The sequence below is a fragment of the Hydrogenophaga sp. ZJX-1 genome (assembly GCF_048590325.1).
GTDB lineage: Bacteria > Pseudomonadota > Gammaproteobacteria > Burkholderiales > Burkholderiaceae_C > Hydrogenophaga.
Window position 1 is genome coordinate 26,259 of sequence record NZ_JBMBRA010000011.1, and the last position, 20,330, is coordinate 46,588.

The window sequence follows — 20,330 nt, forward strand, 5'->3', positions numbered from 1 at the left end:
ACCCGATAAAGGAGCAGCAATGGCAGCAGGCAAGGAAATACGCGGCAAGATCAAGTCGGTGGAGAACACCAAGAAGATCACCAAAGCCATGGAGATGGTCGCCGCCTCCAAAATGCGCAAGGCGCAGGACCGCATGCGTGCGGCCCGGCCTTACGCGGAAAAGGTGCGCCAGATCACCGGCAACCTGAGCCGCGCTAACCCCGAGTACACGCACGCCTTCATGAAGGTCAACGACGCCAAAACCGCCGGTTTTGTCGTGGTGACGACCGACAAGGGACTGTGCGGCGGCATGAACACCAACGTGCTGCGGGCCTTGACGACCCAGCTCAAGGATCTGCAGGCCAAAGGCATCGGCGCCGAGGCCGTGGCCATTGGCAACAAGGGTCTCGGTTTTCTCAACCGCATCAACGCCAAGGTGGTGTCCAGCGCAACCGGACTGGGCGACACGCCCCATCTGGACAAGCTGATCGGCCCCGTGAAGTCGCTGCTCGATGCGTACACCGAAGGCCGCATCAACGCGGTCTACCTGTGCTACACCCGGTTTATCAACACGATGAAGCAGGAAGCAGTGACCGAGCAGTTGCTGCCGTTGAACGCAGGCACCTTGCAGGATGGCGCGGGCGGACGCGACTGGGATTACATCTACGAACCCGACGCACCCGCCGTGATTGACGAGCTGCTGCTGCGCTATGTGGAAGCCCAGGTCTACCAGGCCGTGGCCGAAAACATGGCCTCCGAGCAGTCGGCGCGCATGGTGGCCATGAAGGCCGCCACCGACAACGCCGGCAGCGTCATCGGCGAACTCAAGCTGGTCTACAACAAGACTCGCCAGGCCGCGATCACGAAAGAACTTTCGGAAATCGTCGCCGGTGCCGCAGCGGTCTGAAGCAGCCGTTCAACAGAATCCAGAGAATTTAAAAGGTATCCATCATGTCTCAAGTACAAGGCAAGATCGTCCAATGTATCGGCGCCGTGGTTGACGTGGAATTTCCGCGCAACCAGATGCCCCACATTTATGACGCCCTGAAAATGGAGGGCTCGGCCCTGACGCTGGAAGTCCAGCAACAGCTGGGTGACGGCGTGGTGCGCACGATTGCGCTGGGTTCGTCCGACGGCCTGCGCCGTGGCATGCTGGTGACCAACACCGCAGAACCCATCATGGTGCCCGTGGGCAAGGCCACCCTTGGCCGCATCATGGACGTGCTCGGCACGCCCATCGACGAGCGCGGCCCGGTTGACCAGACCCTGACCGCTTCCATCCACCGCAAGGCCCCGGCCTACGACGAGCTGTCCCCTTCGCAGGAACTGCTCGAAACCGGCATCAAGGTGATCGACCTGATCTGCCCGTTCGCCAAGGGCGGCAAGGTGGGTCTGTTCGGTGGCGCCGGCGTGGGCAAGACCGTGAACATGATGGAACTCATCAACAACATCGCCAAGGCCCACAGCGGTCTGTCGGTGTTCGCTGGTGTGGGCGAGCGTACCCGTGAGGGCAACGACTTCTACCACGAGATGGCAGACTCCAAGGTGGTGGACCTTGAGAACCTGCCCAACTCCAAAGTGGCCATGGTCTACGGCCAGATGAACGAACCCCCGGGCAACCGTCTGCGCGTGGCCCTGACCGGTCTGACCATCGCCGAGTCCTTCCGCGACGAAGGCCGCGACGTGCTGTTCTTCGTGGACAACATCTACCGTTTCACGCTGGCCGGTACCGAAGTGTCCGCCCTGCTGGGTCGCATGCCTTCCGCCGTGGGCTACCAGCCGACGCTGGCCGAAGAAATGGGCCGCCTGCAAGAGCGCATCACCTCGACCAAGGTCGGTTCGATCACCTCCATCCAGGCCGTTTACGTGCCCGCCGATGACTTGACCGACCCGTCGCCCGCTACCACCTTCGCCCACTTGGATTCCACCGTGGTGCTGTCGCGTGACATCGCTTCGCTGGGTATCTACCCCGCAGTGGACCCGCTGGACTCCACCAGCCGCCAGCTCGACCCGCTGGTCGTGGGCCAGGACCACTATGAAACCGCGCGCGCCGTGCAGAACACGCTGCAGCGCTACAAGGAACTGCGCGACATCATCGCGATTCTGGGCATGGACGAACTGGCGCCTGAAGACAAGCTGGCCGTGGCCCGCGCTCGCAAGATCCAGCGTTTCCTGAGCCAGCCGTTCCACGTGGCCGAAGTGTTCACCGGCTCGCCCGGCAAGTACGTGCCGCTGTCGGAAACCATCCGCGGCTTCAAGATGATCACGGCTGGCGAATGCGATCACCTGCCCGAGCAGGCCTTCTACATGGTCGGTTCGATTGACGAAGCCTTCGAAAAGGCCAAAAAAGTCGCGTAAAGCGGCGTACTCGGGCCCCGGCGTTGTTGGAGTGCTCGATGTGCGAAAGCACATCTCCGCGCACCGCCTAGCCGGACACCCGATTACTTGCTTTTCTTCGACTTTTTACAGGAGTACATATGAGCACCATCCACGTTGATGTGGTCAGCGCCGAAGAGTCGATCTTCTCGGGCGAGGCCAAATTCGTGGCCCTGCCGGGCGAAGCGGGTGAGCTGGGCATTCTGCCCGGTCACATTCCGCTGATCACCCGCATCAAGCCCGGTGCCGTGCGCATCGAGAAGGCCGATGGCGGCGAAGAGTTCGTGTTTGTGGCGGGTGGCATTCTGGAAGTGCAGCCCAACTGCATCACCGTGCTGTCCGATACCGCCATCCGAGGCAAGGACCTGGACGAAGCCAAGGCCAGCGATGCGCGCAAGCAGGCCGAAGAAGCCGTCAAGAACGCCAAGAGCGATATCGATCTGGCCAAGGCCACGTCCGAACTCGCGGTCATGGCCGCGCAGATTGCAGCGCTGCGCAAGTACCGCCAGAAAAAGTAAAACGCCCGCGCGTTGGCTCCAGAAAGACCGGTCGTTGGCCGGTCTTTTTTTTGCCGATTGTTGCTGTGCACCCGCACAATACAAGCATCTTGTCGAACCACTTCAACCCGCATCGCTGCCATGTCGTCGATTTTTGAAAACCCGGACATGGCACCGGAGGAAGTGGCGGCGCGTCTGCTGGTCACTGCGTCAGCACTCGATGACCTGACCTTGGCGGACGCCATGAAGATCGTGGCGTATATGCGACCCAAGCGCATCAAGTCAGGAACGGTGTTCATCCAGGAAGGCGAAGTCCGTCAGAACGACTACATGTTGCTGGTGCTCGAAGGAGACATCGCCGTGGAGAATGCCTTGCCCGGTCTCAACGAAAGCATGGTGGTCAACATCATGGGTCCAGGACATCTGATCGGCGAAATGGGTGTGCTGGATGGCGCGCCCCGCTCAGCCACCTGCACCGCTATCACAGACATCTATGCGGCGGTCCTCTCCCGAACCGCGCTCATGCGACTGCTCAAGGACGAACCTCGGGTCGGTGCGCGCCTGTTGCTGGCGATCTCCAAGCGCATGGCCGACCGCTTGCGTGAGACCACCCGCAAGCTCAAGACCTTTGCCCAGATGAACAAGGCCTTGCAGCAGGAGTTGCAGGTGGTCATGAACAACCGTGGCGGGCTCGACGCCCAGAAGCGCAGGTAGGCCGAACGCCGACCGACGGGCCAGTCGGCGTCAGGCGCGCACGACGCTGTTGCTCAGCTGGTTGGGGCGCCAGGTTTCGGGCGGGGCAGGGAAGTGCTCCACCAGCAACGCCGAAACCTCCTCCAGCGCCTGCGTCAGGCCATCTTCCAGCTCACCCCGGTGCAGGCGGGCACCGAGCCGGTCCACGATGGCCTGCCACTGCGCCTGATCCACCCGTTGCGCGAGGGCACGGTCGGCGACGAATTCGATCGCGTGCTCGGCCAGCAGCAGGTAGATCAAGACGCCGTTGTTGTGTTCGGTGTCCCAGACGCCCATGCGACCAAACCAGCTCACCGCGCGGTCGCGCACCAGAGCCTTGATCGGCCGGTCTGGTTGCAGGCGCCACAGGTAGGACAACGGCAGCGCCGCTTCGACACACAAGCGCACCTCACCGGTGTGCCGGGCTTCGCTGGCGCCCACCCGCTGCGCCAGGCGTTCGGCCATGTCGTCGGGTACCGCGCGGCGTGTGTCCGAGGCGTCGAACCAGCGGTGTTTGAGGATGCGCAGCCATTTGTTCATCTTGCTCACCAGCCTCCGGACGCACCGCCGCCGCCAAAGTCGCCCCCGCCGCCGGAGCCAAAACCGCCGCCGCCACCGAAGCCACCCCCACCGCCAAAACCGCCGCCGCCCCAGCCACCGTGGTGCCCCCCCCGGGAGCCACGCCCCGACGTGGGCGACGTCGGCAGAAACTGGATGAACAGCGCAGCCAGCATCCCCAGCAGACCCGCGCCGATGGCGATCCAGGCCACCGAGGTGATGAACCAGGCCAGTCCGCCCGCCGCGCCACCGGTCAACACGGTGCCGAGCTTGTTGCCAAAGATGCCGCGCAAGACCCCCGAGGCGATCGGCACGGCGAACACCAGGAAAATCAGCACGTCCATCCACTCGAAGTCATTCACCGCAGTGGGTGAGGCCTGCGGCAACGGAAGGTCTTCGCCCGAGATGCGGGCAAGGATCTGGTCCACGCCGGCCTGGATGCCGCCCGCATAGTCGCCTTGGCGGAAGGCGGGCGTGACCGCCTGATCGATGATGCGGCGCGCAATCAGGTCGGGAATGGCGCCTTCCAGTGTCTTGGCGGTCGCGATGCGCAGGCGGCGGTCGTCCTTGGCAATGACGAACAAGACCCCGTCGCCCACGTCTTTGCGCCCGAGCTTCCAAGCGTCGCCCAGGCGCTGGGTGTAATCGGCGATGTCTTCCGGAGCGGTGGTCGCCACCATCAGCACCACGACCTGTGAGCCGCGGCTTTTCTCGAACGCCTCCAGCCGGGCTTCGAGTGTGGCGAGGCTGCCGGCATCCAGCGTGCCGGTCTGGTCCATCACCCGCGCGCGCAACTCGGGCAGCGGCTGCAGGCCTTGGGCCCAGGCCACGGCGCCCAGCAGCCAGAAGACCGCCGCCAGCAGCGGGCGATGCCAGTGCACGGTCATTGCTTGTTGAAGTCCACCTTGGGCGGGCTGGAAATGGCGGCTTCGTTTTCGACCTGGAAACCCGCCTTGGGCGCGTAGCTGAACACCATGGCGGTGAGGTTGGTCGGGAAACTGCGTGCGAGCACGTTGTATTCCTGGATGGCCTGGATGTAGCGGTTGCGGGCGACCGTGATGCGGTTCTCGGTGCCTTCGAGCTGCACACGCAGGTCGCTGAAGGCCTGGTTGGCCTTGAGGTTGGGGTACTGTTCGACCACCACCATCAGGCGGCTCAAGGCACTGCCCACCTCGCCCTGTGCGGCCTGGAATTTCTGCATCGCGGCCGGGTCGTTCAGCATCTCCGGCGTCATCTGGATCGAGGTCGCCTTGGAGCGTGCCTCGATCACCTTGGTCAGCGTTTCCTGCTCGAAGTTGGCTTCACCCTTGACCGTGGCGACGATGTTGGGGATCAGGTCGGCGCGGCGCTGGTACTGGTTCAGCACCTCGGACCAGGCGGATTTGCTCTGTTCGTCCAGTCGCTGGAAATCGTTGTAGCCGCAGCCGGTGAGACCGGCCGCCAGGAACAGGGCCAGGGCCCAGGTGGTCAGGGGTTTGAACAGGGTGCGCATGTGTCCTCCGGAGGCGTTGACCAGAATGGTGGCAGGCCGTACGGGCCTGTTGTCGGGCAACTATACCTGTGGCGTGTGGCAGGGCAGTGCCTTGGCCGGCAACGCCAGTGCGTGACGGGCAGGTGATCAAGGGGGCGTCGGGCCGGGGAAGCAGGCGCCAGCCGCCCAGGCGCCCCGGGCAAGCGGCAAAATGGCTGCCATGCGCAAAACCAAACTGCCCCCCGGTTCCCCCGACGACACCGAACACGCGTTCTACGACGCCCTGCAAAACGGCGACCTCGAACGCCTCATGGCCTGCTGGGCCGACGAGGACGACATCGTCTGCGTGCACCCCGGCGGTCCCCGGATGGTGGGGCATGCCGCGGTACGCGCCGCGTTCGAAGCCCTGTTTGCCAACGGCAGCGTCAAGGCCCATCCGGAAAAGGTGCGCCGCCTGGATGCGGGCAGTTGCAGCGTGCACAGCGTGGTCGAGCGCGTGGAGGTGTTGAGTGACGACGGGCTGCAGCACGCCTGGGTGGTGGCCACCAACGTCTACGCCAAGACGGCACAGGGCTGGCGCCTGGTGGCCCATCACGCCAGTCCGGGTTCGCGCACCGAACCGCCCGAGGTCACGACCACACCGCCGGTCCTGCACTGAGCGTTCAACCGACATGAAACGCGAGCCGCCGACCACTGCGATGGACGACTACCGCGCGCCCTGGTGGCTACCCGGCGGCAACGCGCAGACGCTGTGGGCGGCGCTGTATGCCCAGCGCCATTTCGGGCCGGCGCCCCGTTGGCAGCGCACCCGCTGGGACACGCCCGACGGCGACTTCATCGATGTGGACCTGGCCACGCACACCGCCCCGCCAGGCGCCCCCTTGCTGGTGTTGTTCCACGGACTCGAAGGGTCGTCGGCCAGCCAGTACGCTGTCGCCTTCGCTGACTTTGCCGCGTCGGAGGGACTGGCCTTTGCTGTGCCTCATTTCAGGGGTTGTTCGGGCGAGATCAACCGCGCACCCCGCGCCTACCACTCAGGCGACTTCGAGGAGATCGACTGGATCCTCAAGCGGCTCGCGGCCAGACACCCGGGCCGTCCCTTGCTGGCGGTGGGCGTCTCGCTGGGCGGCAATGCGCTGCTGCGCTGGGCGGGCGAGATGGGCGAGGGGGCGGCACACACCGTGCGCGCGGTGGCCGCCGTGTGCTCGCCGCTGGACCTCGCCGCGGGTGGGCACGCCATCGGCCGCGGTTTCAACCGCCTGGTCTACACCCGCATGTTTTTGTCGAGCATGGTCCCCAAAGCCCTGCGCAAGCTGGAGCAATACCCGGGCCTGTTCGACCGCGAGGCCTTGCTGGCGGCGCGCGACCTGTACAGCTTCGACAACCTGTTCACCGCGCCCCTGCACGGCTTTCGCGACACCGACGACTACTGGGCGCGTGCGTCGGCCAAGCCCGTGCTGGCGCAGATCCGCGTGCCCGCGCTGGCGCTCAATGCGCGCAATGACCCTTTTGTGCCCGCTGCTTCGTTGCCGACGCCGCGCGACGCCGGGCCCTGCGTGACCCTTTGGCAAACGGCGCAGGGCGGACATGTGGGTTTCCCGGCCTTGCGCCCGCCGTTGCGCAGCCATGTGCGCGCCATGCCCGAAGCGGTCGGCCGCTGGCTGTTGGAGAGGATTTGACCCACCCCCGCCCCGCTGCGCGCGACCCCCTCCAGGGGGCGACCCGGCGAAGCCGGCTCCGCGGTGCCCTTGGAACGACTTCCCCTCTGCCGGCATTGACTTGTGCCTCGTGCGCCTGAAACGGGTTGTAATCCACGGTATGGATGACATCGTCAAAGCCGCCCTCGCCAAATGGCCCAACGTGCCGCACTGTTACGGCTGGCTGGGGCTCGACGCGCGCGGCAACTGGTACATGCGCGACGATCGCTGCCAGGCGGCCGGCCCGTTTGCGCGGGCCGAGGGGGACGGCGGCCCCGCCAGCAAGGGTTCCCTGCTCAAACACGAGAAGCTGATCGATTTCATCCACCGCAACTACGCCGCGGACGAACAAGGGCAATGGTTCTTTCAGAACGGGCCCCAGCGGGTGTACGTCGAGCTCGAAAACACGCCCTTCATCTGGCGCGTGCAGCCCGATGGTCGGGTCTGGTCCCACACCGGGCTCGATGCGGGCGAGGTGAGGCAGAGCCTGCTGGACGAACAGGGCCGCCTCTATCTCGTGACCGCGATGGGCCTGGGCCTGGTGCACACCAGCGACATGGCGCAAGCGGCCGATGCGGTGGAGTCGGGGCGCTGGGTGCCCGAGCCGGTGCAATGGTCTGCGCTGCCGATCGACGGGGGTTTTGTGCGCAGCCCGCAGCGCTTGCATGTCAGAGAAACCCAATCCGTCAGTAAGCCCTGACGCGCGGTCGGCAACGCACATAAAAAAAGCCGGTCAGCGACCGGCTTCTTCGTGAAAGGCACAGAGGCCTTTCAGGCTTATTTGACCGCGGCAAGGATGAACTCGACGGCCGACTGGATCTCGGCATCCGACGCCGTGGAACCGCCCCTGGGGGGCATGGCGTTCTTGCCCTTGATCGCGCTGGCGGTCAGCGCTTCCAGGCCAAGGCCGATACGCGGGCCCCAGGCGGCCTTGTCGCCGAACTTGGGTGCGCCGGCCACACCGGCCGCATGGCAGGCCATGCAAGCCTTGTTGTAAAGCGCTTCGCCGCTGAGTGCAGCGGTGGGGGCGCCAGCGGCCGCGCCGTCAGCGGCTGGGGCCGGGGCTGCGCCCGAAGCCGCCATGGAGGCAGCGATCGTTGCGGCATCACCCAGTGCCACCGTGCCCACGCGCTGAATGCGCTGGGCGGTCGCAAGCTCGGGGTCCACCGCGCCGGCGGCCGGCTTGTCGCCGGAGGTGACGAAGTACACCAGGCCGATGATGATGAAGATCGGGGCAACGAACGAGAAAAACGACGTCCAGAGCAACTGGGCAGGGGTTTTGATCGGGCCGGTGTGGGAATCGTGCGCGTGGTCGCTCATGGTGTCCTCAAGAATGGCGGAACGGGGGCCAGGATGGGTGGGGCAGGCCGTGCCCGGCCAAGTGCCGGGCAGCCCGCAATTATAGCTAAACCCCTCTTGCCGCAGACTTGCAGCTGGGCCCACCTGATAGAATCGAATGCTGTTGCGGCTGTAGCTCAGTGGATAGAGTATCGGCCTCCGAAGCCGAGGGTCGTGGGTTCGATCCCCGCCAGCCGCACCACATCTCCATACCAGCGTTGATCTAGCTGGTTTTTCTGGAGTTGGCGCCCCAAAGCGCAGCACCCTATCCCAAAGGGTGTCAAATGGACCATCTTCTGCGCAGGCCTAGCGGTATCTACGTCGCGCGCCTTACCATTCCCGCGCGGCTCCGTCCGATCCTCGGTTTCAGAGAGTTTGTCGCCACTACGGGTTCACGCAGTAGGTCGATGGCAAAGCTCGTGGCCAGCGAGCTTCTGGCTGGCTGGAGGCGACAACTCTGGGAAGTCGATCAGCTTCAACTTCCTGCGGCCTCTATGAACTACGACAGCATCCTCAAGCTTGCGGATGGCAGCCCTTACCTGCGCTCCGGCAGCTACCTTCCGATTGCACAAGCAGCCGCTGCGATGGGCGTGGAAGTGTTTGACTTGCTCAGGCAGGCAGCCGACGGGCATCTCTCGCTGTATTGCCGACTGGTCAGAAAACTGGGGTACAGGACAAAGTTTTCGTCCTTCGAGACAGACGATCCGGATCTGGGGACCGTCCTTGTGCCCACACAGGAGAACAGGCCGCCAGGCTCTCGTGAAGCGTACGGTTCGGGCATCTATCGCGTTCCTGCCGACGAGACGGACGCCGTCGCCGCGCGCTTGCTGACTGGCAAAGGCGCCGACATTGTGGCCCTTGAGATCATCGGCGAAGAGGATGCGGACATGGCCTTTGTGCCGGAGGGCGCATTGCTTCTCGAGACCAGTCAAGTGGAACTCTCGTGCGCCGAACTCGAAACGCGCAGGCGACATATGGCTGACGCCATTCCACCCGCCGTTTTGGCCGCAGCCAGAGAGGCACACAGCGCTGCTGCGAAGGGCGCACCGGAATCAAGTGCTGCACAACGCTCAAAGGCCCCGCTTTCAAAGGTCTTGGACGCCTTCTGCAAATCTCACCTGCCCCAGGTCTTGACCTCAGCCAAGGGGATCGAGCGGATGCGTGCCGGTATTGCTCTGCTGATCGAGTTCGAAGGCGATCTCAGCATAGGTGCCGTCGATTCGGAGCGGCTACGCCACTTCCGCGACGTTCATCTCGCGCGCATGCCCGCCAACGAGAACCGAGTGCGCAGCAAGCTTGGCACCAGATCCATGGCCGACTCCATTCAGGCTATCGCTGATACGGACTGGCCACGAATGTCGGCGAGTGAGCGAGACATGCGCATGAAGTGGATTGCGCGCATGTTCCGGTGGGCGCATGACCAGAAGTGGATTCAAGATGACCCGTGCACCGGACTGCGCAAGGAGTCTGTCCTTACGAAGGCGGAGCGCACTCGGGTCCAGATCGAGCGGCCAACCAGAGAGGAATTTACCAACGAGGAACTCGACAAGATTTTTGATGCGCCGTGGTTCAGGACCGGACAGGGTGAAAAGACCAAGGCAGGGACCTATCGCACGTTCCAGCCGTTTCATTACTGGCTCCCGTTGTTGGGCTGTGCACCGGCGCGCGCATCAACGAACTCGCGCAGCTTCACCTCGACGACGTTGGCCAGGATGCTGATGTCTGGTACATCGATATCAATCGCAGGACGGCAGACAAGAGCCTCAAGAACGAGTGGTCGGCGCGAAAGATACCGATCCACTCTCGCTTGATCGAGCTCGGCTTCGCTGAATGGTGCAGCAAGCTGCGCGAGGCGGGTTTCAAGCGTGTCTTTCCTGAGCTTTCCTGGAACAGCACGAATTGGTACGCAAAGGATGCGATCCGCGTGATGTCGCAGTACTTGGAGAGCCTCGGGATGCAGCGCGACGGAACCAAAGTCTTCCACTCGTTCCGCCACGGCATCAACAACGCTTTTCAGAAGCGAACCAGCATGCCGGACTGGATGCGAAAACGCTTCATGGGTCATGAGCCTGGCCCGGGTGTCAATGAGCAGCATTACCTCAGTGATTCTTCGCCGACCGAGATGTCAGCTTTCTTGGAATCGATAAAGATGCCCCTGGGAAAGGTGACAGCTTTTCAGACTGCACAAGGCATTGACGCGATTCGCGACGCCTTGCGACGCAAAAATAAAGGGCGGGGATCCATGGAAGCCATCGGATCGACGTAGCATCTGAACTGAAATGCCAGAGCCGTATTGGGAGCAAGAATGCCCAGAAGACGTATTGCTGTTCGTAAACCCATCCTTCAGGCATACGTTGTCGAGCGGCTGGCTTACATAGACTCGGTGTTCGCCAGAAGCACGAAGATGATTGACCCTGCCGACCTGGCGCGGCTCAAAGGTACCTTGATCCCAGATGAGAGATTTCCTGACATTAGGTACTTCGGTGGCAAGCATAAATACGTCAACATGGAGACGGGTGAGATCTTGTACCACTACGTGCACAAGATTCACCAGCCTACTAAAGCGACGTTCTGTGTTTTGCAAGATATCCAGGAACGGAATCCGGAACTCCTTCATCTGCTGGATGTGCACTTAGCACTGGATCTCACGACAAGCTGTGATCATGACGCAGCCCAGTTGCACGAAGCGTTACTGGGAGTCCTCACCCCTGCGCGACTGGCGACGACCGATCACGTCCAAGAGTACGAGACTAGTTATATCGGAACAAAACGTAGCGGAAATGAGATCGCCGTGTACAGCGATGGGAAGAGGAAGGTTCGACCCGAGAGCCCCAGAGTCCATTTAGAGTGGCGTATCCATGGGGCCAAAGCTCTTAGACGGGCGAATATCAAGTCAGCGATGGATCTTGCTGGACTCGATCACAGGGCTTTCTGGGCCAAGCATCTACGGCTGCACATCATGCCTACGCTGTCACGACTTACTCGAGTCCTGGAACACAGGGCCGCGCGGAACGGACGCCCATTGAGTCTGGAGAGAAAACAACGCACGATGAGTTTGCTCTCGCGGATCAGCAGGGACTACCAAGGAAGATTCTTTGCGCAGGGGTTGGACGAACTTCTGGTTCGTGGTCTGCACCCTAAGCCTTCGCGGCTCTACAAGCCGATTTCAAACGAGTGGGCGCTACCAGCACCAGGTAATGCGCTATGGGATGAAGAGTAGGCGAACGGTTGTTTTTCAACAGTGCGCAAGAGTCCAGGAGTCTGCTACGGGCTTATGTAAGGCCTCACAGCAATTAAATAATCAAAATAATCCCAAAAAAGGCTTAGCAACTACTCAGCAAAGACCCGCTGCCTACGTACACCCAAACTAAGTAAGTGGACACAGCTTGATCCCGCCACCAATTTACTTTCCCGACCGAGTGAATTGCGGCGACGTACTGCTCTACCGCTCTTTCCGCGCATGTGGCCCCAAGCGGTGTAGCAAAAGCCACCAGGAGCACAGTGGTTCGCAACGCAAATTCCTTCTCTGGTCTGTCATGCACGGATCACGGGCATGTCTTCCCACCGGGTCGTGTACTGCGGGGTGCGCCGCTCCTGCTTCATGGCCCAGCGCCGGCGATCACCTGCAAGCCCGGTGCTGGCGAGCAACACGGTGCCGCGGCCGTAGCGCCGGTTGATCTGATCCAGTGTCCCCATCAACTCACCCAGGTCCTTGTCTTGCTCAGGTTCCAGGTCCAGCTCATCCTGCTGTACGGAGTCCGGTTGCAGTTCCAGCAGCATCACACCCACCTTGGCGTACAGAAACCCGGGTTTGAAAATCTGAGCCAAGCCTGCCAGTGCGGCTTCGGCAATCTGGGTCGAGTCGGCAGTCGCTCGTCGCAGAGGCACGACGATGGACCCGCTGTACTGGGGGTCAGGTCGGAACGGGCTGGTCCTCACGAACGCGTGAACCAGGTTGGCCAGTCCGTGCTGGCGACGCAGCTTCTCAGCCGCGCGGCTCGCGAACTCGCTGACTGCCTCTTTCAAATCGGCGAGCTCGGTCACCGGCCGACCGAATGAACGCGTGCAGGCGATCTCCTGTTTGTCAGGGGCCACGTCCTCCAGATCAACGCATGCCTGCCCCTGCAGTTCTCGCACCGTCCGCTCCAGCACCACCGACCATCGGGTGCGCACGGTGGCCAGGTCCATCCGCGACAACTGCAGAACGGTTTCAATCCCGGCCTGCTTGAGCTGGAATGAAATCCGCTTCCCCACCCCCCAGACCTCATCCACAGCTGTGTTGGCCAGCACCGACTCCAGGGCATCACGGTTCAGATCGGCCAGGTTGCAGATCTGGGCCAACTCGGCGGGGTAGCTGCCCGGTTTGCGTTCCGCGGTCTTGGCAATGTGGTTCGCCAGCTTGGCCAGGGTTTTGGTGGGTCCCAGTCCGATGCAGCAAGGGATACCCACCCAGCGCAGCACCCGCTCACGGATCGTTCGGCAGCGCTTGATCAGATCCCCTCGAACGCCACTCATGTCGATGAAGGACTCGTCGATGGAATAGATCTCCTGGCGATGGCCCAGGCCCGCGACCAAACTCATCATCCGGTCACTGAGGTCCCCGTACAAACAGAAATTCGCGGACAGTGCGACCAGCCCGTGTGTCTCCTGCAGCTGTTTGATCTTGAACCACGGAGCGCCCATGGCGATGCCCAGGGCCTTGGCCTCATTGGAACGCGCAATGGCACAGCCATCGTTGTTGGACAGCACGATGACGGGTTGACCGTTCAGGCTTGGCCTGAAAACGCGTTCGCAGGACACGTAGAAGTTGTTGCCATCCACGAGGGCATAAAGTGATGCGGCCATGAGGAGTCCCAACTCAAGCGCAAACGCTCAACACTTGAACTGCTTGATCGAAGCGATCACGACTCCCCAGACCTCCACCGTTTGCCCCTCGGTGGGGACGATGTCGGCAAAGGTGGGGTTGGCCGCCTTCAGCTTGAGACGGCCACCGCGCATCCAGAGCTGCTTGCAGGTGAACTCGTTGTCCACCACGGCCACCACGATGTGTCCGTGGGCCGGCTTGACTGCCCGGTCCACCAGGACCACATCACCGTCAAAGATCCCCACGCCTTCCATGGAGTGCCCCCGGACGGCCATGCTGTAGGTGGCCTGGGGATGGGTGACCATGCGTTCGAGGATGTCGATGCGTTTGGCCTGGAAGTCCTCGGCTGGCGATGGAAAACCGGCGTGTACAGGGGTCTCCAATTCCAAAACCGAGATCGGAAACTGGCGCAGAGGAATGGGTACCTCCCCAGCGAAAGGTCGCCCTCTTCCCAGCGCATCTGCAAAATCGGTGAAGCTGTACATTCATCCAGTATATTCTCGGTACCCATTTCTGCGAAGAATCTTCGACCGCGCCAAGTCACGGCAAGGGGCATGTGTGCCACGCAGTCCCTGAGGCAAACTGGTGGCGATTCCACAACCTCGGAGGTGGTCATGTGCTATTCGGCTCAGGTCTGGGCGGACTACAGGAGGTATGTGCGCGAATGGGGCGCAGACATCACCATCAAGGAATTCTTTGACCTGTTCTTCCGGCGTGCGGGTGGTGAACGGGTGATCATTCCTCGCGCCATGGAGGCCTCCTTCGAAGACTCCACAGGACCGGATGGCGAGCGCATTCGAGCCCTCATCGAACAGCACCGAAACCAGCAGCGGCAACAGTTGCGGGACGACCTGGAAAAGCAGCGGGTTCGCCTTGCCGCTGCGGAAGCAGCGCTGAACGTGAAGACCACGAAAACAGCCACAGACAGCAAGCGCATCGCCAGCTCAAAGATCGTTGCGATCCAGAGGCGGTTGGATCAGTTGGACAACCCGGAACTGTTGCCGAGCGATTCGCGGATTTTTCCGGGGAGCTACGCCCTGGTCATGGTCTCCATTGACGGTCATCGGCTGGTCCTACCCATGCGCTACCAGTGCCGTCCAGCCGGCAAGCCGGCTTCGTACGACACCCGTTTCCCGGGTACCTACAACGCACGCAGAGACAACCTCGACGGGTTCTGGAGAGAACAGTTCGGGCACACCCACGGAGTACTGGTGGCGAACGCTTTCTACGAAAACGTGCTGCTCCATCATGCCGAAGGGCGTGATCTCAGACCCGGTGAGGAGCCGCGGATGGTGGTGGTGGAGTTCAAGACCGAACCACCCCAGGAGTTGCTGTTGGCGTGCTTGTGGTCGAGGTGGACGGCACCGGGCGAGCCCGACCTGCTGTCATTTGCACTCATCACGGACGATCCACCGCCGGAGGTGGCGGCGGCTGGTCATGACCGGTGTGTGATCGCATTGCGCCCAGAGAACCTGGACAAATGGCTCAACCCCGAGGAACAGGACACGGGTAGTCTGCTTGCGCTGCTGGATGATCGGCCGCCGCATCTGCACTATGTGCACTCACGGGCAACATGACGCCAGCGGAACATGCATCCAGGTGGCGCAAACTGACGTTGCCTACCCGTTGCAGCAGTTCGCACTCGCGGCCAGAGCAACCGCAAAGCAGCGATGGCTGACGGTGGGTGCTGCCAGGCGTACTCACGCTGACTGTCACGAAGCGGCTGTTGGGTACGGCAACCGGCGTTGGCCCGAATGACGGCTGTATGAGGTACTGCGGTCATAGGGCGTCCACGACCCGGCTGGCGCAGCGCCACCGACCTCTTCCCCAATACCTGGACTGGCGGTACCGACCCACTGCTGTCCGTCGACGGTCGATTGCAAATGACTTCTATGCAAAGTGCAATCGACATAGTCGGAGTCGGGGCCTTAACGCACAGAATAGGAGCACCTTTAGTCCTAGTCGGCCTGATCCGGCGGCGGCAGTCTGCAGTACATTTGCGGTCACTAGAGCAGATTCCATGACTTCGACTAAAACCGCTACGCTCACTCTGAGGATTGATCCGGCTCTGAAAGACGCGTTGAAGCGCGCCGCCGAGGCAGAGCATCGGTCCATTGCGAATATGGTGGAGGTGCTGATCCTTGACCACTGCAACCGTGGCGGCATCTCTATCGAAGCGGTTAGCCACGAGAGGGGCAACAGTGGCAATCCTTTGATCAAAATGACGAAGTAGTCCGGCCCTCAATCTGGTTGCCGCCTGACCGATATGGCGGCGCTTTCGCGCACAACGATGCTCAATGAACGCAGATTTTTTCAACGCACATGATCGGCACCGGCGCGACGCCGACGTGCTTTTTTCTCACCACCGCTGGGCCAACGCTGACCACCTATATGGCATGGCCGCAGAATGTGGTTTGAAGCGGATCATGCAGGTTTTTGGTATGAAGGTGAATTCGGCCACGGGCAGCCCTACTCTGCACGATGACAGGAAACACGTGGATCTTGTCTGGGCACGTTTCGAAAGCTACCGATCTGGCCATCACCAAGGAACAGGCTACGCACTCCCGCTGCCAAGCCCCTTCGATGATTGGAAAGCCGAACAGCGCTATGCGCATGAGGCCAGTTTTGACCAGGCGCGCGCGCAGGCTCATCAAGCTGGCGCGGAACTAATATTTGGGCTTATCAAGAAAGCCCAGCTTGACGGATTTATTTGACATGCTGACCTTTGACCAAATCCTGCCTACGGTCACCGAAGCGCTAAGGCAGCAGTCCGATTGGCTGCGTACGGTGGACTGGGTGATAGTCAATCGCGATTTGTTTGGCAAAATTCGTCTCGTCGTGCCAGAGGCGCTAGGAAACGCATCGTTGCTTCTAGGTGAGGAAGAGGGCACGATATCTCTGACAGTTGAGCGCCGGCCAACGCTACCCTATGCACTCTTGACTCTTACGGCTGTATTGTCTGAACAGCTAGGGCAGCACGCCTATCCGCCTACTGCGATGGTCCTATTTGAGCTGGACCGAATGTCCGCGTGTCGCGGCGCATCATCATTTTTGCTGGACGATTTTGAGAATGTGTGGGTCGTAGATCGTTTGGCGACTGAAGGTGACTGGGCCAGCATTGCACCTGTAGCCGTTGGTGTACCCCGTGTGGTGTTCTTCTCGATCAAAGGTGGGGTCGGCCGGTCAACGGCGTTGTCCGCGACGGCTTGGCGTTTGGCTCAAGCCGGCAAACGCGTGTTGGTATTGGACCTAGACCTTGAATCGCCAGGGTTATCAACATCGCTGCTACCAGATGATCGCCAGCCCGCTTTCGGCATCACCGACTGGCTAGTGGAAGACTTGGTGGATAACTCTAATGCTGTGTTTGATGATCTGATAGCTACGAGCACGCTGTCCCACGATGGGGAGATTTACGTTGTGCCCGCACACGGAGCTAAGCCGGGCGACTACGTCGCCAAGCTCGGTCGTGTCTGGATGCCAAAGGTCCGGTCTGACGGCACGAAAGAAAACTGGTCCGACCGCCTGAAGAGGTTGATCGATGCGCTTGAGGCGCGCGTGAATCCGGATGTCATCCTCATCGATTCTCGCGCTGGCATTGACGAAGTAGCCTCAAGTTGCGTTACTGACCTGGGCGCAAAGTTGGTGCTCTTGTTTGCGCTGGAAGGTAGTCAGACTTGGGCGGGGTACCGCATCTTGTTCGAGCACTGGTTGCGACGCGGCGTCGCTGCAGAAATCCGCGAACGCCTACAAATTGTTGGTGCGCTGCTTCCGGAAACAGATGAGATTGCCTACCTCGAAGGCCTACGGGAACGCGCTGCTGATTTGTTCTCTGCTGTCTACGATGCCATCCCGCCCGGCGAGTCCACGGCAGAATGGTTTCACTATGAGGAGGCCGATACCTCCGCGCCTCACTATCCATGGGGGATCAAGTGGCACCGGAGTTTTGTCGGGCTGCGTTCGCTAGATGGTCGTTTGGCGGTGATCGACGCCCAGCAAGTGCAGTCCATTTTCGGCGCCCTGATCAACGGCGTGACCAACACGTTGGAACTGGACGGCATGAATGTTTGATTCAGCAGCAATCCGCCGAGCCATCCTCGCTGCTCCACTGGAGACCAGCAACCACGGCGAATCGCCGCAGTTAGGTACGCTCTATGCCCCACTATCCCATCTCAAAGCCTTGCGATTGGACGCCCAAGTTGTCGTGGGCGGACGCGGGGTAGGAAAGTCATTCTGGACAGCCGCCCTCCAATCGAATGAGTTGCGGGCGACGCTTGGGACGAGTTTGCGTGAGCTTGATGGCGTAGTCATTCGCGTTGGTTTCGCTAGCAAGGATTCTCCGGAGTATCCCAACACGGACGCATTTGCCAATCTGCTGGCCGGCGGCTTCCATCCCTACGATATCTGGCGAGCCGTGATCTTGCGTTGGGTGGCCGAGCTTTCGGAGTTTCCGATCCCCAGTCAGACTTGGCAGAACACAGTGGAATGGCTGAAGCAGCAACCTGAAGCTGCGGTTGCGCTGATGGCTCGAAACCGCTCGTGGCGCGGTTTGATCGTTTTCGATGCGCTTGATCGCACCAGTGCTGACTGGCAACAGATGGATGAAATCGTCCGTGGCCTTTTACGAACGGTGCTTTGGCTGAAGTCGCACCCAGGGCTCCATGCAAAGGTATTCCTTCGGGAGGATCAAGCGGAGAGAACTGTTTTCAATTTTCCCGACGCATCAAAGCTTCTTGCAACTAAAGCAGAACTGGTATGGGCGAGGCACGATCTCCACGGTCTGCTTTGGCAACGCCTTATCAGTGCGCCCGGAGATCAGGGCGACCTCATGCGGGGAATTGGCTTGGCTGAGCTTCGTGATGGTCAGTGGTATTTGCCTGAGGAAATGAAGCGCGAAACAGATCTCCAAAAACAAGCCTTCGAAGAATTGGCTGGTCCTTGGATGGGCCGCGACAGGCGTCGTGGTGTGCCATACACATGGGCGATTGGCCACTTGGCCGACGGTCGAGGTCAAACGTCGCCACGCTCGTTTCTGGCCGCAATTCACCAAGCCGCTGACGACTCGCTTGAGCGGTACCCACAGCATGATTTCGCACTCCATTTCGAGAGTATCAAGCGCGGTATTCAGAAGGCGTCCGAAATCCGAGTCGCTGAAGTAGCCGAAGACTACCCTTGGGTCAAAGACGTACTGGGTGTGCTGAAAGGATTGAACGTACCTTGCGCATACGACGACTTGCTGGCTCGATGGGACGAGAAGTTTCCCCATGGCCCGAGTAGCATTCACTCAGACCGTTTGCCAGCACAGCATGCAGACCGGGGATGGGATGGCATTCGCGATGACTTGCAGCGTCTTGGCCTCATTGAGACAAAGAAGGATGGCCGAATCGACATGCCTGATCTCTATCGAGTAGGGTTTGGCTTGGGCCGAAAAGGCGGTGTGGCTCCTAAAAGTTAGGCGCGAGTAAGAACATCATCCCGTCCCGGTAACGCTCTAGATGGTCTGCTTTCTTATGATCGGAACCCTTAGGTCGCGGCAATCACCTGTCCGCGACCAGTCTTGACCTGTCGGTCAGGTGGGCGTGTTGACCGACTGCGTCTGGATAAAATTTTCACTAGGAGGTGGCGCCAGCAAGCCGACTTTCGGTGAGACGTTCCTGCAGGTCAGCATCAGCTTGCCCTTGCCAAAGAACTCGTTGCACAGGGCTTCATCGCTCGATTTACCGAGAACTGCACTGCACTTCGGCTGACACTCCCAGTGCAGTTCAAGTTTGCCGGTGAGGCAGGGACCACGGACCGCAAAATCGAACTTGCCAACGCCGGGATGACCGGAGTCGATCCATCACAAGTGCTCAGCGAGGGCGAGCAGACGGCGGCGCTGGTGGACTTTCTGACAGAGGTGGAACTCAACGGCGCCTGTGTCGGGGTTGTCTTCGACGATGCGATGACGTCGATGGATCACGTGCGCAAGGAGGCGATCGCGCAGCGGCTTGCGACCGAAGCCGAGCGGAGGTAGGTTGTCGTCTTCACGCACGACATCCTGTTCACAAACTATCTCGCGACGGCTGCCGAGGAGAAGGGGGTGGTGTTCGCCGGGCGCACCGTATGGCGCGATGATGCCAATTCGCCCGTATCCATCGATCGGCAGGCCTTTCCACACGAACACTATGAGGGGGCTGCGCATGACCGGGCCAAGGGGCACTACGAGTCGGCGCGGACCTTGGCGGGCGACCCGCAGAGGGACGCACTAGAAGAGGCCTGTGGCAGTCTGCGAACAGCCTATGAGGACTTCATCCAGAAGAGACTGTTCAACAACGTGGTGCGGCGTTGGCGGGAGAACATCACGTTTACACTGAATCAGGTGTACTTCGATGAAGTAATCGCGGAGCGCATTCATGATCGGATGGCTGCGCTATCACGCTACATCGACGCACATTCCCACTCGGAAGACTTCCGTGAGGTGCCGCTCACAATCGATTGGTCAAGACCAAATTGGCCCATTTCGATGCCATCAAGTCAGACTACAAGAGAGCTCGTGCGGAATGGGAAAAGGCGAAGCCGAAGGCCGCGAGCGTCTTTAGTTGAAATCTCTTGGAATTGCCTGAACATGTACGACCTACACGGCCTGGGATGGAACAGCTTCAAGCAGCTTTGTCTCACCATCGCCCGGGAAGTTCTTGGGCTGTCGGCGCCGATCCAAATTTGAGCCACCGTGACCGGCCTTTTGCGGCTGGTGGGTGAGCACGAAGCACGTGAGCGCATCAGGGTTCAAACCGCCCTGCCCTGGTCAGTACCCTCGCCCGCCATACCCCAGTCCCCAGTCT

Annotated in this window: 23 protein-coding genes and 1 tRNA gene; 18 read left to right on the forward strand and 6 right to left on the reverse strand. The window is 61.0% G+C overall.

Features of this window, described 5'->3' with window-relative positions; translation table 11 throughout:
* Window positions 1-19: 19 nt before the first annotated feature.
* The 4 genes from atpG to ACN5W5_RS23110 all read left to right on the forward strand — a co-directional run bounded on the left by atpG (window position 20) and on the right by ACN5W5_RS23110 (window position 3,566).
* On the forward strand, window positions 20-886 hold the full coding sequence (gene atpG / locus ACN5W5_RS23095) for a F0F1 ATP synthase subunit gamma (protein WP_177137033.1): 867 nt from the start codon (window positions 20-22) through the stop codon (window positions 884-886).
* Between the two features lie 44 nt (window positions 887-930).
* The gene (atpD, locus tag ACN5W5_RS23100) at window positions 931-2,337 is read left to right on the forward strand and encodes a F0F1 ATP synthase subunit beta (RefSeq protein WP_177137034.1); all 1,407 of its coding nucleotides are present in this window, start codon (window positions 931-933) and stop codon (window positions 2,335-2,337) included.
* A gap of 119 nt (window positions 2,338-2,456) precedes the next feature.
* Entirely contained in the window at window positions 2,457-2,873 is a 417-nt protein-coding gene (locus tag ACN5W5_RS23105) for a F0F1 ATP synthase subunit epsilon (RefSeq protein WP_177137035.1), read from the forward strand.
* A 120-nt stretch (window positions 2,874-2,993) separates the two neighbouring features.
* Window positions 2,994-3,566 carry a cyclic nucleotide-binding domain-containing protein gene (locus ACN5W5_RS23110; protein WP_420050763.1) on the forward strand — a complete coding sequence of 191 codons (573 nt, stop codon included), beginning with the start codon at window positions 2,994-2,996 and terminating at the stop codon, window positions 3,564-3,566.
* A 30-nt stretch (window positions 3,567-3,596) separates the two neighbouring features.
* Here the strand turns inward: ACN5W5_RS23110 and ACN5W5_RS23115 are convergent, their stop codons facing one another.
* From ACN5W5_RS23115 to ACN5W5_RS23125, 3 genes are read right to left on the reverse strand one after another with little or no spacing between them, the layout of a single operon-like run.
* Window positions 3,597-4,124 carry a TPM domain-containing protein gene (locus ACN5W5_RS23115; protein WP_420050764.1) on the reverse strand — a complete coding sequence of 176 codons (528 nt, stop codon included), beginning with the start codon at window positions 4,122-4,124 and terminating at the stop codon, window positions 3,597-3,599.
* 5 nt (window positions 4,125-4,129) lie between these two features.
* The gene (locus ACN5W5_RS23120; protein ID WP_420050765.1) at window positions 4,130-5,029 is read right to left on the reverse strand and encodes a TPM domain-containing protein; all 900 of its coding nucleotides are present in this window, start codon (window positions 5,027-5,029) and stop codon (window positions 4,130-4,132) included.
* Window positions 5,026-5,634, reverse strand: a complete 609-nt coding sequence (locus ACN5W5_RS23125; RefSeq protein WP_420050766.1) for a LemA family protein — start codon at window positions 5,632-5,634, stop codon at window positions 5,026-5,028. Before ACN5W5_RS23125 ends, ACN5W5_RS23120 begins: the two co-directional genes overlap by 4 nt.
* A 199-nt stretch (window positions 5,635-5,833) precedes the next feature.
* On the opposite strand from ACN5W5_RS23125, the gene ACN5W5_RS23130 reads away from it, so the two are divergent.
* The 3 genes from ACN5W5_RS23130 to ACN5W5_RS23140 all read left to right on the forward strand — a co-directional run bounded on the left by ACN5W5_RS23130 (window position 5,834) and on the right by ACN5W5_RS23140 (window position 8,010).
* Entirely contained in the window at window positions 5,834-6,271 is a 438-nt protein-coding gene (locus ACN5W5_RS23130) for a YybH family protein (protein ID WP_420050767.1), read from the forward strand.
* A 13-nt stretch (window positions 6,272-6,284) separates the two neighbouring features.
* A complete protein-coding gene (locus tag ACN5W5_RS23135) occupies window positions 6,285-7,292 on the forward strand; it encodes a YheT family hydrolase (protein WP_420050768.1) in 1,008 nt (335 codons plus the stop codon).
* A gap of 139 nt (window positions 7,293-7,431) precedes the next feature.
* Window positions 7,432-8,010 carry a DUF2946 family protein gene (locus tag ACN5W5_RS23140; protein ID WP_420050769.1) on the forward strand — a complete coding sequence of 193 codons (579 nt, stop codon included), beginning with the start codon at window positions 7,432-7,434 and terminating at the stop codon, window positions 8,008-8,010.
* Between the two features lie 77 nt (window positions 8,011-8,087).
* On the opposite strand, the gene ACN5W5_RS23145 is transcribed toward ACN5W5_RS23140, so the two are convergent.
* Window positions 8,088-8,630 carry a c-type cytochrome gene (locus ACN5W5_RS23145; RefSeq protein ID WP_420050770.1) on the reverse strand — a complete coding sequence of 181 codons (543 nt, stop codon included), beginning with the start codon at window positions 8,628-8,630 and terminating at the stop codon, window positions 8,088-8,090.
* A 144-nt stretch (window positions 8,631-8,774) separates the two neighbouring features.
* Between ACN5W5_RS23145 and ACN5W5_RS23150 the strand changes: the two genes are divergently transcribed.
* From ACN5W5_RS23150 to ACN5W5_RS23165, 4 genes are all read left to right on the forward strand, one after another.
* Window positions 8,775-8,850, forward strand: a tRNA-Arg gene (locus tag ACN5W5_RS23150).
* A gap of 205 nt (window positions 8,851-9,055) precedes the next feature.
* A complete protein-coding gene (locus tag ACN5W5_RS23155) occupies window positions 9,056-10,459 on the forward strand; it encodes a hypothetical protein (protein ID WP_420050771.1) in 1,404 nt (467 codons plus the stop codon).
* A complete protein-coding gene (locus ACN5W5_RS23160; protein WP_420050772.1) occupies window positions 10,456-10,914 on the forward strand; it encodes a hypothetical protein in 459 nt (152 codons plus the stop codon). Before ACN5W5_RS23155 ends, ACN5W5_RS23160 begins: the two co-directional genes overlap by 4 nt.
* 138 nt (window positions 10,915-11,052) lie before the next feature.
* On the forward strand, window positions 11,053-11,868 hold the full coding sequence (locus tag ACN5W5_RS23165; RefSeq protein WP_420050773.1) for a hypothetical protein: 816 nt from the start codon (window positions 11,053-11,055) through the stop codon (window positions 11,866-11,868).
* Window positions 11,869-12,182: 314 nt separating this feature from the next.
* On the opposite strand, the gene ACN5W5_RS23170 is transcribed toward ACN5W5_RS23165, so the two are convergent.
* Both ACN5W5_RS23170 and ACN5W5_RS23175 read right to left on the reverse strand, forming a co-directional pair.
* Window positions 12,183-13,493 carry a Y-family DNA polymerase gene (locus ACN5W5_RS23170; RefSeq protein ID WP_420050774.1) on the reverse strand — a complete coding sequence of 437 codons (1,311 nt, stop codon included), beginning with the start codon at window positions 13,491-13,493 and terminating at the stop codon, window positions 12,183-12,185.
* 27 nt (window positions 13,494-13,520) lie between these two features.
* Window positions 13,521-13,895: a LexA family protein gene (locus tag ACN5W5_RS23175; RefSeq protein ID WP_420050775.1), complete on the reverse strand. Its 375-nt coding sequence runs from the start codon at window positions 13,893-13,895 to the stop codon at window positions 13,521-13,523.
* A 231-nt stretch (window positions 13,896-14,126) separates the two neighbouring features.
* On the opposite strand from ACN5W5_RS23175, the gene ACN5W5_RS23180 reads away from it, so the two are divergent.
* From ACN5W5_RS23180 to ACN5W5_RS23210, 7 genes are all read left to right on the forward strand, one after another.
* Window positions 14,127-15,089: an SOS response-associated peptidase family protein gene (locus ACN5W5_RS23180; RefSeq protein WP_420050776.1), complete on the forward strand. Its 963-nt coding sequence runs from the start codon at window positions 14,127-14,129 to the stop codon at window positions 15,087-15,089.
* A gap of 443 nt (window positions 15,090-15,532) precedes the next feature.
* Entirely contained in the window at window positions 15,533-15,745 is a 213-nt protein-coding gene (locus tag ACN5W5_RS23185) for a hypothetical protein (protein ID WP_420050777.1), read from the forward strand.
* A 64-nt stretch (window positions 15,746-15,809) separates the two neighbouring features.
* On the forward strand, window positions 15,810-16,226 hold the full coding sequence (locus ACN5W5_RS23190; protein WP_420050778.1) for a hypothetical protein: 417 nt from the start codon (window positions 15,810-15,812) through the stop codon (window positions 16,224-16,226).
* 1 nt (window position 16,227) lies between these two features.
* Entirely contained in the window at window positions 16,228-17,580 is a 1,353-nt protein-coding gene (locus ACN5W5_RS23195; protein WP_420050779.1) for a ParA family protein, read from the forward strand.
* A complete protein-coding gene (locus ACN5W5_RS23200; protein ID WP_420050780.1) occupies window positions 17,573-18,964 on the forward strand; it encodes a hypothetical protein in 1,392 nt (463 codons plus the stop codon). Before ACN5W5_RS23195 ends, ACN5W5_RS23200 begins: the two co-directional genes overlap by 8 nt.
* Before the next feature lie 300 nt (window positions 18,965-19,264).
* Window positions 19,265-19,522 (forward strand): hypothetical protein, encoded by a 258-nt coding sequence (locus ACN5W5_RS23205; RefSeq protein ID WP_420050781.1) that lies wholly within the window; start codon window positions 19,265-19,267, stop codon window positions 19,520-19,522.
* Between the two features lie 69 nt (window positions 19,523-19,591).
* Window positions 19,592-20,212 (forward strand): hypothetical protein, encoded by a 621-nt coding sequence (locus ACN5W5_RS23210; protein ID WP_420050782.1) that lies wholly within the window; start codon window positions 19,592-19,594, stop codon window positions 20,210-20,212.
* Window positions 20,213-20,330 lie beyond the last annotated feature (118 nt).

Bases quoted from the DNA above. Each gene is read 5' to 3' on its own strand.
- ACN5W5_RS23190 (WP_420050778.1), top strand. From the start codon at position 15,810: ATGAACGCAGATTTTTTCAACGCACATGATCGGCACCGGCGCGACGCC.
- ACN5W5_RS23165 (WP_420050773.1), top strand. From the start codon at position 11,053: ATGATTGACCCTGCCGACCTGGCGCGGCTCAAAGGTACCTTGATCCCA.
- ACN5W5_RS23120 (WP_420050765.1), bottom strand. From the start codon at position 5,029: ATGACCGTGCACTGGCATCGCCCGCTGCTGGCGGCGGTCTTCTGGCTG.
- ACN5W5_RS23105 (WP_177137035.1), top strand. From the start codon at position 2,457: ATGAGCACCATCCACGTTGATGTGGTCAGCGCCGAAGAGTCGATCTTC.
- ACN5W5_RS23135 (WP_420050768.1), top strand. From the start codon at position 6,285: ATGAAACGCGAGCCGCCGACCACTGCGATGGACGACTACCGCGCGCCC.
- ACN5W5_RS23140 (WP_420050769.1), top strand. From the start codon at position 7,432: ATGGATGACATCGTCAAAGCCGCCCTCGCCAAATGGCCCAACGTGCCG.
- ACN5W5_RS23155 (WP_420050771.1), top strand. From the start codon at position 9,056: ATGGCAAAGCTCGTGGCCAGCGAGCTTCTGGCTGGCTGGAGGCGACAA.
- atpG (WP_177137033.1), top strand. From the start codon at position 20: ATGGCAGCAGGCAAGGAAATACGCGGCAAGATCAAGTCGGTGGAGAAC.
- ACN5W5_RS23115 (WP_420050764.1), bottom strand. From the start codon at position 4,124: ATGAACAAATGGCTGCGCATCCTCAAACACCGCTGGTTCGACGCCTCG.
- ACN5W5_RS23185 (WP_420050777.1), top strand. From the start codon at position 15,533: ATGACTTCGACTAAAACCGCTACGCTCACTCTGAGGATTGATCCGGCT.
- ACN5W5_RS23110 (WP_420050763.1), top strand. From the start codon at position 2,994: ATGTCGTCGATTTTTGAAAACCCGGACATGGCACCGGAGGAAGTGGCG.
- ACN5W5_RS23200 (WP_420050780.1), top strand. From the start codon at position 17,573: ATGTTTGATTCAGCAGCAATCCGCCGAGCCATCCTCGCTGCTCCACTG.
- ACN5W5_RS23130 (WP_420050767.1), top strand. From the start codon at position 5,834: ATGCGCAAAACCAAACTGCCCCCCGGTTCCCCCGACGACACCGAACAC.
- ACN5W5_RS23180 (WP_420050776.1), top strand. From the start codon at position 14,127: ATGTGCTATTCGGCTCAGGTCTGGGCGGACTACAGGAGGTATGTGCGC.
- ACN5W5_RS23145 (WP_420050770.1), bottom strand. From the start codon at position 8,630: ATGAGCGACCACGCGCACGATTCCCACACCGGCCCGATCAAAACCCCT.
- ACN5W5_RS23195 (WP_420050779.1), top strand. From the start codon at position 16,228: ATGCTGACCTTTGACCAAATCCTGCCTACGGTCACCGAAGCGCTAAGG.
- ACN5W5_RS23170 (WP_420050774.1), bottom strand. From the start codon at position 13,493: ATGGCCGCATCACTTTATGCCCTCGTGGATGGCAACAACTTCTACGTG.
- atpD (WP_177137034.1), top strand. From the start codon at position 931: ATGTCTCAAGTACAAGGCAAGATCGTCCAATGTATCGGCGCCGTGGTT.
- ACN5W5_RS23125 (WP_420050766.1), bottom strand. From the start codon at position 5,634: ATGCGCACCCTGTTCAAACCCCTGACCACCTGGGCCCTGGCCCTGTTC.